This window comes from Paraburkholderia sp. IMGN_8, assembly GCF_038050405.1.
Lineage (GTDB): Bacteria > Pseudomonadota > Gammaproteobacteria > Burkholderiales > Burkholderiaceae > Paraburkholderia.
This window is the reverse complement of record NZ_CP150901.1, coordinates 1039296-1056515: the sequence shown is the minus strand read 5'-3', so window position 1 is coordinate 1056515 and position 17220 is coordinate 1039296. Positions and strand designations below refer to the sequence as shown.

Annotated in this window: 13 protein-coding genes and 1 pseudogene; 6 read left to right on the top strand and 8 right to left on the bottom strand. The window is 60.2% G+C overall.

The window, feature by feature from the left end:
* Positions 1 to 334 precede the first annotated feature (334 nt).
* Positions 335 to 535: a hypothetical protein gene (locus tag WN982_RS26045; protein ID WP_341319602.1), complete on the top strand. Its 201-nt coding sequence runs from the start codon at positions 335 to 337 to the stop codon at positions 533 to 535.
* Here WN982_RS26045 and WN982_RS26040 read toward each other — a convergent pair.
* The 4 genes from WN982_RS26040 to cphA form a co-directional block, all read right to left on the bottom strand.
* A complete protein-coding gene (locus WN982_RS26040; RefSeq protein WP_341318497.1) occupies positions 532 to 2307 on the bottom strand; it encodes a transglutaminase family protein in 1776 nt (591 codons plus the stop codon). The two genes, WN982_RS26045 and WN982_RS26040, sit on opposite strands and share 4 nt — an antisense overlap.
* Positions 2307 to 3107, bottom strand: a complete 801-nt coding sequence (locus WN982_RS26035) for a hypothetical protein (protein WP_341318496.1) — start codon at positions 3105 to 3107, stop codon at positions 2307 to 2309. Before WN982_RS26035 ends, WN982_RS26040 begins: the two co-directional genes overlap by 1 nt.
* 830 nt (positions 3108 to 3937) lie before the next feature.
* A complete protein-coding gene (locus WN982_RS26030) occupies positions 3938 to 4270 on the bottom strand; it encodes a hypothetical protein (RefSeq protein WP_341318495.1) in 333 nt (110 codons plus the stop codon).
* 164 nt (positions 4271 to 4434) lie between these two features.
* Positions 4435 to 7170: a cyanophycin synthetase gene (cphA, locus tag WN982_RS26025; protein ID WP_341318494.1), complete on the bottom strand. Its 2736-nt coding sequence runs from the start codon at positions 7168 to 7170 to the stop codon at positions 4435 to 4437.
* Between the two features lie 1139 nt (positions 7171 to 8309).
* On the opposite strand from cphA, the pseudogene WN982_RS26020 reads away from it, so the two are divergent.
* Together WN982_RS26020 and WN982_RS26015 are read left to right on the top strand one after the other, a co-directional pair.
* Positions 8310 to 8774, top strand: a pseudogene (locus tag WN982_RS26020) (nitrile hydratase subunit alpha); the annotation flags it as partial.
* 717 nt (positions 8775 to 9491) lie between these two features.
* Positions 9492 to 10382, top strand: coding sequence for a cyanophycinase (locus WN982_RS26015; protein ID WP_341318493.1), 891 nt, complete (start codon positions 9492 to 9494; stop codon positions 10380 to 10382).
* Positions 10383 to 11327: 945 nt separating this feature from the next.
* Here the strand turns inward: WN982_RS26015 and WN982_RS26010 are convergent.
* From WN982_RS26010 to WN982_RS26000, 3 genes are all read right to left on the bottom strand, one after another.
* Positions 11328 to 11636 (bottom strand): hypothetical protein, encoded by a 309-nt coding sequence (locus WN982_RS26010; protein ID WP_341318492.1) that lies wholly within the window; start codon positions 11634 to 11636, stop codon positions 11328 to 11330.
* A 905-nt stretch (positions 11637 to 12541) separates the two neighbouring features.
* A complete protein-coding gene (locus tag WN982_RS26005) occupies positions 12542 to 12982 on the bottom strand; it encodes an SET domain-containing protein-lysine N-methyltransferase (protein WP_341318491.1) in 441 nt (146 codons plus the stop codon).
* A gap of 183 nt (positions 12983 to 13165) precedes the next feature.
* Positions 13166 to 13372: a hypothetical protein gene (locus WN982_RS26000; RefSeq protein ID WP_341318490.1), complete on the bottom strand. Its 207-nt coding sequence runs from the start codon at positions 13370 to 13372 to the stop codon at positions 13166 to 13168.
* Positions 13373 to 13810: 438 nt separating this feature from the next.
* On the opposite strand from WN982_RS26000, the gene WN982_RS25995 reads away from it, so the two are divergent.
* A complete protein-coding gene (locus WN982_RS25995) occupies positions 13811 to 14548 on the top strand; it encodes an SAM-dependent chlorinase/fluorinase (RefSeq protein WP_341318068.1) in 738 nt (245 codons plus the stop codon).
* Between the two features lie 248 nt (positions 14549 to 14796).
* Here WN982_RS25995 and WN982_RS25990 read toward each other — a convergent pair whose 3' ends face one another.
* The gene (locus WN982_RS25990; RefSeq protein ID WP_341318489.1) at positions 14797 to 15738 is read right to left on the bottom strand and encodes a LysR family transcriptional regulator; all 942 of its coding nucleotides are present in this window, start codon (positions 15736 to 15738) and stop codon (positions 14797 to 14799) included.
* Between the two features lie 102 nt (positions 15739 to 15840).
* On the opposite strand from WN982_RS25990, the gene WN982_RS25985 reads away from it, so the two are divergent.
* Entirely contained in the window at positions 15841 to 16680 is an 840-nt protein-coding gene (locus tag WN982_RS25985; RefSeq protein ID WP_341318488.1) for an SDR family oxidoreductase, read from the top strand.
* 56 nt (positions 16681 to 16736) lie between these two features.
* Positions 16737 to 17210, top strand: a complete 474-nt coding sequence (locus tag WN982_RS25980; RefSeq protein WP_341318487.1) for a (2Fe-2S)-binding protein — start codon at positions 16737 to 16739, stop codon at positions 17208 to 17210.
* Positions 17211 to 17220 lie beyond the last annotated feature (10 nt).

Genomic DNA, 17220 nt, shown 5'->3' with positions numbered 1-17220 from the left:
GGCACAACCGGGTTAGCACCAACAGCTACCATCCGATCTTGAAACGAAACTGGGTAGGTTTTCACTACGACATGGAGAAGCTGGCGCATTCCCCGTCCCCCAGCTTCCTGTTAGATCGTTTGAAGTTCAACTTTCCGCCCCGCTCTTCATCCCGATTATCTGGTCCGGATCGTTCACCGAACTGTGCCATGGCTTCGCGCGATTCGACTGCTCGGACTGGTGTTTTACACTGCGCGGCTATTTCCCAAACACTATTGGAGCGGCGCATTCGTCGGTCAGCATGGATCGTGGAATCGCAAGCCGTATAGCGGCTACAAGGTCGTGTTCGTGCCATTTGCAAACGGGTCCGGACCAGAAGCTGCAAGTTGTGGGGACGGGAGGCATCACCGTCGTCGATACCTCTCGACTTCAGCACTCCGCGATTCATCCCCATCGCCGCCATGCGCCGGTGAACATGGTCGGCCTGCACCTCGACATTCTGGTTGAAGACGACGCCTACGACATGTCTGCGCATATGGCCAGCATCGGGCGCTAATGTGACGGATCCAATGACGGCCTGAGCGCTTTGAGGATTCTGATCTGAATCTCCGGAATAAATAATTCCGAATACCGCAAGTCCTGATCGATGTTTTCCCACGAGCCCGGTTTGCATATCTTGCACATCTTATCCGTCCTGCTGTTTTCTATATAGACCCACGATAGCGCACCAAAGAATCGGTCGTGCTTTTCCGGAACGCCATCCGACGAGCTTTCCATCGGAACCCATCCGACCTCCGGCACATAGAATTCCACCCACGCGTGATCGTTATCGGGTGTGCATATCGAGCCGACCGGCACATACCTCAGCTTGTACTCGGGTACCTTGAAGTCGCCGACGGGTCGGCAAGCGACGCCGCAAAGCCTCAGCAGCCCGATCATCAGCTCCATGTACTTGCCGCATGTTCCCTCGCCGAGCCGCAACGTCTCGACGGGGCTCGTATATCTGCTGTTGCAGCGGTACCCGAGCCGGCTATAGACGTATTCGCGCACGGCTTTGGCAATTCTGATCACATTGCCGCGCTCTTGCGTGGGAATGCCTGCAAGCAAGCGCTCCGCAATATCCTTCAATTCCTGCCTGCCCATGTCATAGCGGGACTCTTCTTTCAGAAAGCGCCGCCTGATATCGGCAGGATAGTCGTCCGTGCTCGCGCCGTTCAACTTGTACCGGATACCGTAAGCGTCGATGATCGCGTGGTAACCAAAAATACGACACTCCTTGTCCAGCCTTATCCCGGTCAGGTCAAACTCGACAATCGCGTTACCTTCCTCGTCCTCTGTGACGGCCGCGGGAATATCGCCGATCGTCTCGAGCGATTTGACTTTTTGCCTCGGCGTGTCGACGGGTATCGACAGTCTGATACACAGCTTGATGCCTTCCAGCTCGTCGAGGATATCGCCAATAGGCTTGAGCATTTCGGCATAGGTGAACTCGATTTCATAGCCTCCCGACAGGCAAAAATTGTTTCCTCGACCGAGATCCGCGATCTGATAGTCGAGCCGCTCGATGAATCCATCGCGGGCGTCGTTTCTGAGCGTGATATTGGCGCTCCCGTTTGACGTCAGCTCCGAGCCCGCGTCGTCAAACACGTCCCAATTGCACTGGTTGTAATACACATAGACGCACGGCTCTTTCGCATCGGACGTCTTGACAGCGGCTATGCCCACCGCGCCGTCATGCGGTACCGTAACCGATGCGACATGTGTTCCATCAAGATCAACGATATGGACGGCACGGCTGACGCCGCGAAGTATCAGGAGCCGATCGCCGTGCAGCGTCATGTCGTTGATGCCGTTTCCAATGCGAACCGTCCGTATCAACTCGCTGTTCTCGACAACGAGCAGGCTGCCCGTCACGTCGGCGACGTAATATCGGCCGTCCTTCCAGCACAAACCAACGATGCTTTGCGCAGCATCGATCGTGATCGGTCCCGTTGCGGCATGTACCGAGCCGTTTTCTATGCTGACTGTGTGGATTAGATTGGAACGGCAATAGTGGATCGTGCCGTCGGGCCGCATGCATAGTGCCGCCGCTCTCTCGAACTCATTGAAATGCTTGAAATTGAGCAGGCACTGAAAGAGGCCCGTGCGGACATCGATCCTGCCCAGCCCGCCGAGATCAGGGTCCACAACAAAGATCGCGTCCTCCTCATTGCTATCGATCGAGCTGATGTTTTTTGAAAAGAGCGGTCTTATCGCGGTGATCATCAGTCCTCCTGTCGGTTCGATGGGCGAAGCACAGCGCCGGTACCCGGGGTGCGTCTGAACCATTACGGCTCTCTGCGCGCCAATGCTTGTTGAATCAGATCGGCGTATTCGAAAAGATGCCTCAAATTGCTATCCATGGTCACCGGCAAGCCGGCGTCCCGCAGCGTCCGGTTCGTCTCTTCCTTGTCAGAGGCTATGTCGACTGCGAGCTGACGCGTCTCGCTGGTGAGCGTCGCTTTGATCCGCTTCTGAAAGCGCCCATAGCCAAGTCGTATCAGGCTGTCCGCGTTCATCCGCGTACACGGAATCGCCCTGTCCGCCACGGCTTTCATCAATGCTGGCGTGCTCGGCCCCACCTCGCGACTGCGCGCATCACGGAGAAAATCGTCGAGCTTCTGTTCGAAGTCGAACTGCGTCTCGATATCCGTCTGCGGTTTCAACTCGGCAGGCAAGAGATGCTCGATCAGCGCTAATGCCAGATCTCCGGCCTGCCGGCCGACGGCTTCTTCATGGTATTCGTAGATGACATCGTAGTGGCCATGCGGACCCGCAGCTCGCGTCTTGCCGAAGCTGACGTCCGAACCCGCCATCTTCTGCAGTTCAATGGCTGCATGCTCCATGACATGGCCGAGCCACGTGCCATCGCCTTCCGTCATGCGCCGCGCGAGTCCGCCGGGGGACTGATACGAGCAGCCATGCTGTGCGAGGCCCGGCAGATAGCCGACCAAACCGTCTATGAATCGCTGGCCGAACCGCCCGGTCGGCCATTCCTCCAGCGCGCCCAGATCAACGGTATATCGGATGACCGGGAAATGGGCGTGAATGTTGGGGCCTTCATACGCGACGATCGACTTGACTTCCATCGGATGATCTCCTAGCGGTGTCGCATGCGTTACGCAGGAGTGACGAAGAGCGCAGTTCCCAGGAGGACACACGGGCGTTCTTCAATCAACTCGGAGCCATCGACCCGTCCGGCAGACGGTCTATTAAAAATAGAGACATCTACAGATAAAGCAACCTGCACCATCAAATATCTGGTCTGTCGCTACAAGCCGCCGCGGCTGGAGTCGGCGGCTTGGATGCGTTTGTGTGGAAGCGCTTATTCCGTTCGACACCGGGCGAGGTTCAACGGGGTTACATCGGCGAGGAGCGAAGAATAGTACGAGATAATATGGCCCCATTTTCAACGCTACGTCGCAATGAATCTATCCGTTTGCGCTGCCCCCTAAAACTGGCTACCAACGAACGCCACGTGATGGCCATTCGGGCTTTGGCGGCCGCTGAACCGATCAGCGCCCTGGCCGCCCGGCACGGCGTGAGTCGTCCGCGGGTCTACCGACAGATGCACAGGCGTGAATCAAAAATTGCTGTTTTGCCGTTACACAGGCGAGCGGAATCGTCCTGAGTGTGAAGGCAGAATTAATGCAAATGAGAGGTCTGTGACCTCCACGCGTCAGATGCTCTGAGGCTGAAGCGGGCCGAGTCCGAGCAACGTAAGCCAGTGTGGGTCAAAATAACAGTTATTCCCTGTCTTCCCGATTCCCTTTGCCCGGGGCGCACTCGCAGACTGGCGTGGGCCGGGCATACGCCCGACCCATTCTCTCCAGGTCTTCTCGGAGGCGCCGCTTGCGACCGCGACAGAGTTCCTCAAGAGCGTGCGCTGCGCCTGCCATGCACAAGCGCACCAGGCCCGCTAGTGCTCCGTGCCTCTCGACGCTTCTCGATCCCTGCCTCTCGACGCTTCTCGATCCCTGCCTCTCGACGCTTCTCGATCCCTGCCTCTCGACGCTTCTCGATCCCTGCCACTAAAGGCTTCTCGCTCACTGCCTCTCAAGGCTTCCTGAATAAAATCGGCGTAGTCCGAGAGGTGTCTCATATTGTAATCCACGGAATTGCGCGAAGACCCGCTCATTGCTTCATTACGTATGAAGTCCAGGGCGACTTCGACGGCCATCCTCCGCTTCGCGAAGGCATCAAGCGTGGTGTCGTTATCGTTGTAGAGAAGAAATTTCTGTTTCTCGTCCATTTTGACTCTCCAAGGTATTGAACTCCACGAAGGATGGGCCTTATGCTTCACCCGCCCTGGAGCCCTGTCACCAGGTCAGCTTGAGACCGCCTGGCATGTCGTCGTAACCACGGCGAAAACTCATTCAGTCTTCGATCTCTCGCGCCAGCCGCACGCCGCGCTCGTCACGAATGATCTCCATGGAACCCGCCCAGGTCGTCCAAGTGGACCTTGACCGGGACCGGCCTTCTCTCGGCCGCATGCCCTGCTTGCCCATTGGGCCTGAAGTGCACAATCTGCTCCCAGGCACGCGTGTAGTCTTCGCTCAACAGGAGGAGCAGATCGCCAGGGCCAGCCATCTCGAGCGCCGATTGATTCGCTGCCTGCTCATCGGCGATGACCTGGATCTGCTCTGCCCCGACCCCGTTCTCGCGCAGCGCGTAGCACAGCATTTCCGGCACTTCGAGGTGAGCCCGCCCACGCGAGTCGCAGTCCCGGTGGCAGATGTAATGCTCGAAGTGTCCGGCCGCAATACGCGCGATCTCCAGGACGTCCTCGTCACGGCGGTCGCCCGGGACCGTCAGCGAAATGATCTTCGCGCGCGCGGCGCCCAGCCGGTCTACAAAAGCGCACATGGTCTTCACGGCCGCCGGATTGTGCGCATAGTCCAGAATCACCCTGAACGGATGCTGATCATAGATGTTCAAGCGGCCGGGGGTCTGCTGGAAGGTGTTTTCGAACGTGCGCAGGCCCAGGCGGATGCCCTCGAGATCGATCCCGAGACCGCGAGCGAGCGCCGCGGCGAACATCGCGTTCTGCACATTGTGCAGAGCGAGCCCTTGCACCGTGGCCGGAATCAGGTGCGTCCACAGCAACGGAAAACGGTGACCACCGTCCCACAGGGTGATCATGTGGCCGTTTATCTCTTCCTCCAGGATGACCGCCACCCCGCCCGCCCGTATATGCTCATTGACCAGCGGGTGGGCAGGGTTCATGGTCACGTAGCCCAGGCGGTTTGCGTGGCTATGATCCGCCATCTTCAGACATAAGGGATCGTCAGCGTTGACGACAGCCATGTCCTTCGCCACTTCGATGACGATGCGCTTGACCTCGGCCATCTGCTCCACGGTCTCGACCCCACGCAGGCCCAGGTGATCGGCGGTCACGTTGAGGCAGCCCGCCACGTTGCACTCCGGATAGCCCAAACCACACCGCAGCAGGCCGCCCCGGGCCGTCTCCAGTACGGCGGCGTCGACAGCGGAATCCGCGAGAATTATGCGCGCGGATGTCGCCCCGGTCATGTCGCCTTCCACAGTCAGCCGTCCGTCGATGTAGACGCCATCGGTTGTACCCAGACCAACCGTGTAGCCCGCCAGCTTCATGATATGGGCCAGCATGCGCGACGTGGTGGTCTTGCCGTTGGTGCCGGTAATGCTTGCAATGGGGACGGTCGTTGGAGCACCGGGTGGAAACAGCATGTCGATGATGGGCCCGGCCACGTCCCTGGGCGTGCCGTCGCTCGGCGCCAGATGCATCCGTAGACCCGGGCAGGCATTCACCTCGCAAATGGCGCCGCCAGTCTCACGATACGACGCGGAGATATCGGTGGTGATGAAATCAACACCACCGACGTCCAGGCCAATGGCCCTGATCGCCCGGACGGCCATTTCCCGATTGTCCGGGTGCACGCTATCGGTGACGTCGATGGCTGTGCCACCGGTGGAGAGGTTGGCGGTGGCACACAAATAGACGGTCTCGCCAGGCTCAGGCACCGTCGCGGGGCTATAACCCTTTTCGGCCAGCAGACGTTCTGCCACGCCATCGAGCGCGATGCGGGTGAGCACATTCTCATGCCCCACACCCCGGCGTGGATCCCGATTGACCTCTTCCGCCAACTCCTCGATGGTGCGAACGCCGTCGCCCAACACATGTGCAGGGATGCGTCTGGCAACCGCCACCAATTGATCATTGACCACCAGCATGCGGTAATCAGACCCCGGGATATAGCTTTCGACGAGCACTGCCTTGCTGTACTCCCGGGCCCTGTCGAAAGCTAGTTCCACTCGCTCCGGCGTTGTAAGTTGAGTGGATACGCCATGCCCGTGATTACAGTCCATGGGCTTGATCACGACCGGATAGCCGATGTCTTCGGCACTACGGACGGCGTCCCGGGCCCTAAAGACCTTGCGCTGCCTCGGCACCGGCAGGCCCGCGTCACGCAGGATCCTATTGGTCTCCTCCTTGTCCGAAGCCAGATCTACGGCGATCTGACGCGTCTCGCTCGTGAGCGTCGCCTTGATGCGTTTCTGGAAGCGCCCGTAGCCGAGCAGCATCAGGCTCTCGCCGTTCAGGCGCGTACAAGGGATTGCACGCTTCCCAGCGGCGCTCACCAACGCGGCAGTGCTTGGCCCCACGTCGCGACTCCGCGCATAACGGATGAAATCATTCAGTTCACGTTCAAAGTCGAATTCTTCATCGAGGTCCCGCTCCGGCTTCAGCTCGTCAGGAAGCAGATGCCCGATCAAGGCAAGGGACAGCTTTCCGGCCTGCCGACCGATATCCTCGTCATGGTATTCGTAGACTATCTCGTAATGCCCGCACGGACCGGCGGCACGCGTCCTGCCAAAACTCACATCCGAGCCTGCAACCTTCTGCAGTTCGATGACCATGTGCTCCATGACGTGACCCAGCCAGATTCCCTCGCCTTCCCACATGCGTCGCACGAACCCGCCGGGGGTATTGTAGGAACAGCCATGCTGCTGAAGGCCCGGCAGATAGCCAAGGAGACGATCAATGAAACCCTGGCCGAGGCGCACGGTTGGCCATTCTTCAAGCACCCCCAGATCGACGGTGCACCGAATCACCGGGAAGTGGGCATGAATATTAGGTCCCTGGTAAGCCACGATTGACTTGATTTCCATCGAATGACCTCCTGAAGTTCTGATTTCAGGTAAGCCGCAGCCCCTTCGAGCCATCGTAGAGAGGCACTAAACGGCATTCAAAATACGACGAATTGTCATAACAATCGTTGGCTGATCTCCCTCCGCTTTCGTCCTCTCGTGCAGAGGATTTTTAGCGAAGCGGAGGCGGCGCACGGAGATGGCCACAGGCACGGCACGAAAGGCGCGTCCACTTCGCTAAAAATTCTTTGAGCTAAACTGCTCCGCCGGTAGTGACGGCTATGGGCATTGAATCAGTGGGATAGCAACGGTTTTAGCGATGACGGTGTTGACGGCATCGCGGCCGTTGTTCCGTCTTGCGCTTGAGGGCTGCGTACACCATCGTGTAGTGCAAACAGGTCGCGCCACGCGTGCGCTGAGCCGCCATGGTCGGTTGGCGGCCAAGGCTGTGCCGCAAACCCGCCACAAAGCGTCGGGGCAGGCATGCAGAACTCCACTACAAAAATAGCGATAATTCGAGATAAAGCAACCTCTCTTCTGTAATTGTCGGTTCGGACTTTTCTGTTGTCCGATCCGGTCCCCTTGATTAGCGTCGGCGGTGTTCATTCGACGACCGTGGGGACAACGAGCCCATTCACAGCCGCTCGTTGGCGACTCTGGATGGTCCGCCAGCGCAACGGCGGCGCTGGTCGATGCGCGCGTTGTCCTCGATAGCGGTCATTCATCACGCAATCTAACCCAGATGCTGACCGCGCTGATCACCAAGGATCAAGGCTGGGACGACCAAAAATCGCGCGCATTTAAGCACCTTCGCGACTGGCCGAGGTGAATGAACATCATTGAATGCAGGCAAGGTGGTGCCGCCCGCGTCGCTCCTTGAGCGTCCGCTTCTGAGAAATACGACAGGCGGGTTTGGGTCGACTACTACCCGTCGCGACTGCTGCCCGAGTATGGCCAGAAACAGCCGGAGGAACCACCCACTCCTGCTTTGGCCTGCACCAGCCTATTCGGGGGCGAATCTTCATTGCTGACGGCGAAGTAGTGTCCGCGGTCGCGAGGCTCAGCAGCACGCGGCGCTCCAGGTTGCATCCGGCCGGTTTGCATTTGCGCCCTGGGCCAACCATATTGGTCCTGTTTGGCAATCTCCCGGGCGAACTTCAATCAGCGATCCTCAAGGGAACCGACCAGGGCATCGGCACGCCGATGCTCACCACCACGAAAGTAGTGCGTTGTCGGAGATGGACTTGCGCGTGCGCGCGCTGGAATCCTTGCTGGTAGAGAAGGGATACGTCGATCCCGAGGCCCCGGATATCCTGATCGAGACATACGCGCACAAGGTCGGACCGCCCAATGGCGCGCGCGTGGTCGCGAAGGCCTGGAGCGATCCGGCATACAAGAAATGGCTGCTCGACGACACCAGTGCGGCGATCGCCTCGCCGGGTTACACCGGCGGACAGGGCGAACACATGGTTGCGCTGGAGAATACGCCCGCCGTGCATAACATGGTGGTCTGCACGTTACGCCCGTGCTACCCGTGGCCGGTGCTCGGGCTTCCGCCCGTCGGGTACAAGTGGGCGCCGTATCGGTCGCGCGCGGTCATCGACCCGCGCGGCGTATTGAAAGAGCGATACGGTTCCTGAATGCTCGCTGTCCGTCTGCATGGCCGCTTTTGTTAAGCGGACACCTGTCTGTGCCCGCAGAAGTTGCACAGACCCATGGAAGCTCTTCGTCTCATCATCACCGCGAGTCGTGACTGATCGGACGCTTACGGATCGAAAAACCTCGATCACATCATCGTCGGCAAGCGCGGCCGTGTAGAGAACTGCATTCGTGCCGCCGAGCACCGCAGGCGAAGGAAACACGATGCCTCCTGCGGCCAGCACCACGTCACCGATGACCCCACTCGGAAGCTCGACCGTTGGTTGAACCACAGGTCGCGCCAGTCGCAACAGAACTCTTCATAATTTCGCGCCCAGTGTTTCGCGCAATGCCCTTGCCTGAACCTTCTCATCGTCGCCTGCGGAGACGGACCTGCCTGCTTCAGCGCGAGCAGAACGAGAAATATGTTCTTTATGTACACTGCTTGTTGGGTGGGACAGCTACTAACCTATCGCGACGCGAAAACGCGCAAATGTGTGCAGGCATCGCTCCTTCCGGCGTCTCGGCTCGGTTTGCTGGAGTATGAACTGAACGCGCTTGATTCGCCGCGAAGCGCTGACGAGCGTGCCACCCGATTGATTCAGCATCGTCATGGCGCTGCTCGAATGATCAGCGGAAAACCGCGATTGCCGTGCCAGGGGCGGGTCCGCCACGGTCGCCGGTCAAGCTTGAAGAGAGATTGAATGATGCGTCCCGCAAAACGGTCGAAGGGTGTCATGCGAGGCTTCATTATCCCCATCGGTGGCGCCGAGAACCGGGTCCAGAACCCGGTTATCCTGCAACGCTTTGTGACGCTTTGCGGTGGGCCGCGTGCGCACATCGCGGTCATCCCCACGGCCTCGTCGCGGGATGACACCGGGGATCGTTATGAAACGGTGTTTCGCGCCCTCGGGGCTGATCGGGTCAGTATCTTGCCGTTCAAGACCCCCGCCGACTGCGAGTCGGAGAGATACCTGAAGGAGCTCGATCGCGCCGATGGGGTCTTCATGACAGGAGGCGACCAGGTGCGCCTTGCCGGGATCCTGAGCGGCACGTCGGCGGCAGAGAAGCTGCGCACCCGCAACGCAGCAGGCATGCACATAGCCGGCACCTCGGCCGGCGCCTCCGCGATGTCCGCCGCGATGATCGCCGGCGGCAAGAGCGGGGCCACGCCACGTGCCGGGATGGTTGATCTGGCACCCGGCCTGGGGCTCATCAGCCGCTTGATCATCGACCAACACTTCAGTCAGCGGGATCGACTCGGGCGCCTGCTGACGGCAGTGGCCGCTACGCCATTTGGGGTCGGCATCGGACTGGACGAGGATACGGCCGCATTCATCGGCCCAGACGATACGCTGGAGGTCGTAGGCAGCGGTGGGGTCACCATTATCGACGGATCGAATCCGCGCCATTCCACAGTCGATTCCGTTCGCCATGACGACCCGGTAGGCCTGACTGGAATACGCCTACATATTCTGGTTGCAGGCAATACTTACGACCTCAATGCGCACACCTTATTAAGCGATACACCGCCCCCGGGGAGTTCGACTGGGGATACCACTGCTTTGACACTGGCCGTCGAACGCTCGCTCTAAGCGGCGACGCTGAAGAATCTGCAAGCCTGCGTTGAAGGCATCGCATATCGGCACACACCGCCTCCACGAGCACGTGTTCACCACGCTCGCCAGATGCGACTGGATCCGCAACGTACATCTGCTTCTCACCGGCGCGACTGGGCTCGGCAAGACACGGACTGCGTGCACATGCATACTGCATGCGTGTTGGCGGCGATTCTCCGCACTTCATGCGTGCCCCGCGCGCCTATCAGAAGCGCTGCGAATCGGTGCCCGCGGCGACCGCAGCTTCAGCCGACGACTTGCGCGCCTTGCGTGCCGAGTTCGACACTTCTTTATGTATGTATCTACTTTCGATGCAATCGAGAGTGCAGTTTGGCGCGACAAGGCGCGGATCGTCGGTGTCGGCAGGCGGATGGCATCGAAGAGTGAGATGTTCGGTTCGACGTTGCTGATTGGCGGTGTCGGGACATCGGGTGCAGCCAAGCCTGCCAAAACGGCAGGACGATCACCGTCAACGTTGGTGAAGCGACCGATTTGTCGGAACCATTCACGCGGCGGGCACATGCGAAAAATTTCCTTATATGCGCGAACACCCGACTTTCGACATCGCAAAACGGAGCGTAGACTTATCCTTCGTCGTCAAACACTAGGCGCATTCGTGTCGAGCAACCGAAGGGGGCGCCATGGCAGAAGTAGAAGTTACGGCATTCTGGAACACCGAGTCTGCCGTCTGGGTCGCACGGAGCGACAACATTCCAGGTTTGTTCACGGAGGCGGATACACTGGAGGAGCTCATATCAAAGCTGAAAGTTCTCGTTCCGAAGCTTGTCGAGGCCAATGACCGGAATTGTCACGGCGCCGTCCCGTTTGTCCTCCAGGTGATGGATACGGCTCACGCCTTGGAGGAAGCCTTACCGCACAAGGAAAGGCGGCGCCGCCACCACGTCGTCCGTGCCCCCCGGCCTAACGGTTCGCGGCCCGTAACAGCGGCACGCCGATAAGCCGCGCGATCGACTCCACGCTCTGCCGTTGAGTGGCGTCGATCGCCAAGTCGGTGTTGACCCAGCCGTTCGACATGCCGACAAGCACATTCGATCGTTCGATAAGTAGGCGCCAGTTCGGCCACCACTGGAAGTCTTCGTAGCAAATCGAGAAGGCGACACGCTTGCTCGCGACGGTCAGATATGGCTGCCCAGATTGCCGAGCACGGCGCTCACGTTGGCGCCCGGCCGCCATACTCCAGGCGGTACCGGTTGCCGACTGTCGAATCATCCGTGGTTTGCCCCAAGTACTTCCGCACTGTCCGTATAACGAAGCGATCGGGCGCCAAGTCCCTCGCCCGTCACTGCGCCGGATACGGCGTGATCGACGCCGAGCACCGCGGCCCTATGCACCGCCGCGCGCTGGCCGACCAACGCCCGCGCGACGACTGCCCCGCCGCTAGAACGACGAATGATCGCTCAAGGCGACGCTCGGCACCCACCAGGGCAGCGCCGCGCGTTCCATCGGAAAATGGGGGATGAACAAGGTACGCGTTCATGTGCTGCAGAGCATAAGCGCGTACCTTGTTCATACCCGTAGCTGCTTCGAACTTTTGCTGTCGACACGTCGGAAACGATCAACCGGTCGCGCTTCGCAGAAACGACCGGATGTGGGGTGTTCGGCTGTTGGCGCTTATTCAAGAAAACAATGGCAAGGTTTCGACGGCGGTTTGGCGCCGACGCCGCGGGGACCCGGATCGACTGCGCCCTCCAGCAGTCTTCTCGCTGGTCGAGCCAAGCCCGCGGTTCAGATCCGACAGCGCCCGACAGACGGACACACGAGCGGGTGTGCCCGTCAGGGCCAGTTCAAGCCGGTCCAGCAGTTCCGGCAGACTCACTGTCCCTGCGCTCTTTCGTGCGTACTTCCGCTTCTGCATAAGACCGCTCCCCTATAGCTGTCGACATACGCGCTGGCATCAATGTCACCACCGATCGTCAAGCTCCAGCGACATCTGCTCCTTCGTGTTTGCGCCAGGGGCATCGTCCGATACACCTCCCTTTGGCAACAGTGGCTTCAGCACATCGGGAAGGAAAAACACATCCACGCCGATCTGGATGAATCCATCATTCTCCCGCTTCGGCCTCACAGCAATTTTGAGGATTGTAATGCTGCCAACTGACTCTCCCGCCCCCCTTTCACGCTGCGTCAGCCAGCATCGACTGACGGCAGTTCGCCGCGGCACACCGGCACGCGTACTGCGCCCGAACGTCTTCATCCGGCGGATCGTCAGTGGCGAGCAGATATTCAATGAACAGTTCTTCGCCCGGCTCGATCGGCCGCAGCGTGTGGATGAAAATCCGTCCCTCGTCCTCGATAGTCTCGCAGTTCGGTGCGCAAGCGTGATTCAGCCAGCGTGCACTATTGCCGCCGCGACTGCCGTCAATCACGGACCCATCGGACAGACCGAACAGGAAAGTATGGCCTTCGACGCCTTCACGTTGGTGACGGCGCAGCGCATTTCGCCACGAGGTGATTTCACCTTTGTACTCAAGCACGCGCTCGCCCGCCGCGAGCGCATGCATGGCGAACACGCCTTTGCCGTGAACTGGAGACCGCCGAACAATCACGCGCCGCATACTCTTTCCTTTCCCGATGTCAGCGCCAGTATACGAGCAGCAAATTTCCGCATCCAGTGTGATGGGATGAGCACGCGCTCGCCACGTTCGGGCACCGGCGGCCATATCGAAGCTCGAGAGCCGAGGTATCTGATCCGCAGGCATCCCGGAATGACCGACGATCGCCCGCGAAGAGATCCAGCTTCAGAAAAGCTGATTACCCAGCTCACGCAGGCTGACCCACTTCACCGTGCTCACGAAGGTCCTGCCTGTGGTATCGAGCGATTCGATCATCGCGCGTTGCCCGCGGGCTTCCGCAATGACGCGCACGATGCGCGTCCGGTAACGCAGTAACGCGCCGATCGTTGGGCACGAGATTTCGCGCCCGGCCCGCGATCGTTTCTTTTCCATACGGCTATCTCTAGAGACATGCAGCGAATCGCAGGGGCCGCAGTACGTCGCGGCATCTCGCACTGATGCTACCAGGCCGGCTGGCCGAGGTCCAGGCCTTGCCCGATTACTCCGTGCCGTTGCTGCCGCCGGCACCTGTAGCGGCTACCCTGCCGACAGCCGTGCCATCGGCAGAAATCCGGCCGACGGCTTGCGTCCGCTCTCAGGCGCATGTCGTTCCCAATCGTCAGACTTCGGTATCGGACGGCGGTCCGCCACCACTTCGCCGTCGCGAAGCGAGGTTTTACAATCGGGACCTGTCCCGCGCACGGCGATGCGTCGCCAGGCCTTGCCCCGGCCAGAACGGAGCAGGAGACATGCGCATCGCGGTTACTCATCACCGCGATGCGAGGAACGCTGACCTGAAAGGCGGTACAGGACTGCAAGGGAGGCTATGCGATGCTCGCACTCTTTACCGATTTCGGGGCCGACGACATCTATGTTGGACAGGTACGTGTCGCCTTGCTGCGACACGCGGCAGCCGGCACCCCCATCATCGACGTGCTGCATACTGCCCCAAACTATAACTCGCAGGCAGGCGCGCATCTGCTCGCGGCACTTGCGCAGTGGTATCCGCCAGATAGTGTCTTTCTGGCCGTGGTAGATCCCGGCGTGGGTAGCGAGCGGGATGCCGTCGTGCTGCAAGCCGACGGGCAGCGGTTCGTCGGGCCGGACAACGGGCTGCTCTCGGTCGTGGCGGCGCGCGCGGCGCGTACCCGGACCTGGCGGATTATCTGGCGTCCCGCCGCGCTCTCCGCCTCATTTCATGGTCGCGACCTGTTCGCCCCGATGGCAGCATGGGTCAGCCGCGGCGCGTCGCCTCACGACAAGCTCGTTGAGACGACAGGCTTGCGTGTACAGTTGGATGCGGGCGATCTCGCCGAGATCATATACATAGATCACTACGGCAATGCACTAACGGGGCTGCGGGCTGGAGCGGTGCCGAGGACTGCACGGCTGAGCATTGCAGATGCCGACGTCGAATATGCCCGGGTCTTTTCCGACGCAATGGCCGGTCAAGCCTTCTGGTACGAAAACTCGATCGGGCTTGTCGAGATCGCCGTGAATCGCGGCAGCGCCGCGACGCAGCTTGGCGTACGCATCGGAACTCCCGTTCAAGTGAACAGGGGGCCGTGAATCGGCGACATAGCGCCAGCCAAATATCTCGGCGTCTCGCAGGGTGAAATGCTGTTTTTCGTGTAACGGTTGACCGTTGATTGGGGCAAACCGGCCATTCGAATTTTGCATCCTGATTCGAATGGCCGTCGGTACAGTCGGCGGTTGTTTCGTTGTTTCCACTGTCTAATGGTCGCGCGATGCTGACCTTTGTGCAGAATTTATCGGCCCGACGCAGACTTTCGGTCGCCGAAAAAATCGGCGTACTACTACACGTCTGTCGCGAGCACGGTGGCTGACATTCCAATCGTCCCGGAGCTGGAATACGCCAGTACGTAATTCACCAGAGCCTTCAGCTTGGCAGGCTGCTGCCGTCTGCTGGGGTAGTACAGGTAGAACCCTGGAAAAGTCGGTGAAAAGCTGCTCAAGACGCGTTTCAACTTCCTGGCCCGGATGTGAGGAAGCGCGAGCTGCTCGAACGTGTACGCCAGTGCAATCCCATCCAGCGCAGCCTCAACCGAGAACAATGAGTCGCTGATCGTGAGATTGCCGCTGATCTCGTACTCGACGATACGGCCGTCGACCTCGAGCTCCCACTTGTGAATGGCCCCGCTGCCTGAAAACCTGAATCGCACGCAGTTGTGATGTATCAGATCGGAGGGGTGCCGTGGCACGGGATGCTGCTTGAAGTAGCCGGGAGATCCAACGATGGATACGGCAACCGGGCCACCGAGAGGCACAGCGATCATGTCCTTCTGGACACTCTCTCCCATTCGAATGCCGACGTCGAACCCTCTTTCGACGATGTCCACGTAGCCCTCGTCATTCGTCAGTTCCACGTGGACGTCCGGATAGGCCTTCAGGAACCCGGCCAGCAGCGGCTGGAGGACCATGGCGATCGAGATTCGCGCTGCGTTGATGCGCAGGACGCCCGATGGCCGGCCCTGAAGCTCATGAAGTTGCTCTCCGGCTTCCAGCACGTCGCTCAACGCCGGCCCAATCCGGGACAGGTATGCCTGCCCGGCTTCAGTGAGGCTGACGCTGCGCGTGTTCCGGTTGAGAAGCCTGACGCCGAGCCGTGCCTCCAGATGGCGGATCGCCTGGCTGAGCGCAGAAGGCGAGACCTCGAGCGCTGCCGCGGCGGCAGAGAACCCGCGGTGCTCTGCGACCTTCCAGAATGCGAGCAGTCCATCAAGCTGGTTGAGTCTCATACTTTGAAGAATATCTTCAAAGCGTGTTCAGCACCAGGGTGTTTTTCTTCTCAGTCAATCTGCCTAGAGTGAAGGGCATTGACTAGGACTGGGAGTTTAAGCATGAGCAAAGTGTGGTTTATCACGGGTGCTGGCAGCGGTATCGGCGCTGGTACAGCGAGGGCCGCATTGAAGGCGGGTGATCGGGTCGTTGCCACAGGCAGGAACCTGGACAAAGTGGGCAATGCCCTGCGCGACCTGGCCGGCGAGAACCTGGAGATTCTCCGGCTCGACGTCTCCGATGAGGCGCAGGCAACGACCGTGGTCGAAGAGGCGCAAAAGAAGTTCGGTCGTATCGATGTAGTGGTGAACAGTGCTGGATACAGCCTCTTAGGCAACTACGAGGAACTGGGAACGCAAGACATTCAACACCTGTTCGCGACAAACTTCTGGGGCGTGAGCAACGTGATGCGGGCAGCGCTGCCGGTCATGCGCAAGCAGCGCTCCGGGAACATCATCAACGTCAGTTCCGTGGCAGGCGCTGTCGGCCTGATGCACTGCGGCGCCTACAGCGCGAGCAAGTTCGCCGTGGAGGGCCTTTCGCTTGCTGTGGCTGAAGAGGTCGGAAAGTTTGGCATCAAGATCACGGTGGTCGAGCCGGGATTCTTTCGCACGGACCTGCTGGACGCAGCCAACGCCAAATGGCCGGACAAGCGTATCGACGATTACGCAGCCGCCGAGGTCAGCGCCGAGGAGATGTGGTCCCCCTACGCCGGCCAGCAACCGGGCGATCCGGACAAGCTCGGCCAGGTCCTGGTAAAGCTTGTGGGCATGGATACTCCGCCCAGAGTGTTCGTGGCGGGTAGCGATGCGCTGGCGGCGGTCGGGCCGGCCGTGGAGGCTCGATTGAAGGCAGTGCACGCCTTCGAGGCGCTTTCGAAGTCGACGGACGGCGGCTTCTGATCGCGAGGCGAGTTGCCCTTGTCACGACACACCTAACTGCGAAGGACTGACCCATCATGAGCACGCTCAACGTCAACGGCCGTGAGCACACGGTCGACGTCGCCCCGGACACCCCCATTCTCTGGGCTTTGCGCGACACGCTGGGCATGACGGGCACGAAGTTCGGCTGCGGCGCCGCGCTGTGCGGCGCCTGCACCGTGCATCTGGACGGGCAGGCCATCCGCTCCTGCATTACGCCGATCTCGGTGGCCCAGGGCAAGCAGATCACCACCATCGAAGCCACCACCGACGGCAGCGACAAAGTCGGCGCCATCGTGCACGCAGCCTGGGTCAAGCACGACGTAGCCCAGTGTGGCTACTGCCAAAGCGGCCAGATCATGAGCGCCGCGGCGTTCCTGAAGTCGTTGCCTCGCGGCAAGCAGCCGACCGCCGTCGAGATCGACGCGGCCATGGCCGGCAACATCTGTCGCTGCGGCACCTATGCCCGCATCCGCGCCGCGGTGGCCGACGCCGCCAGGGCCCTGGTCTGAAGGAGCCACC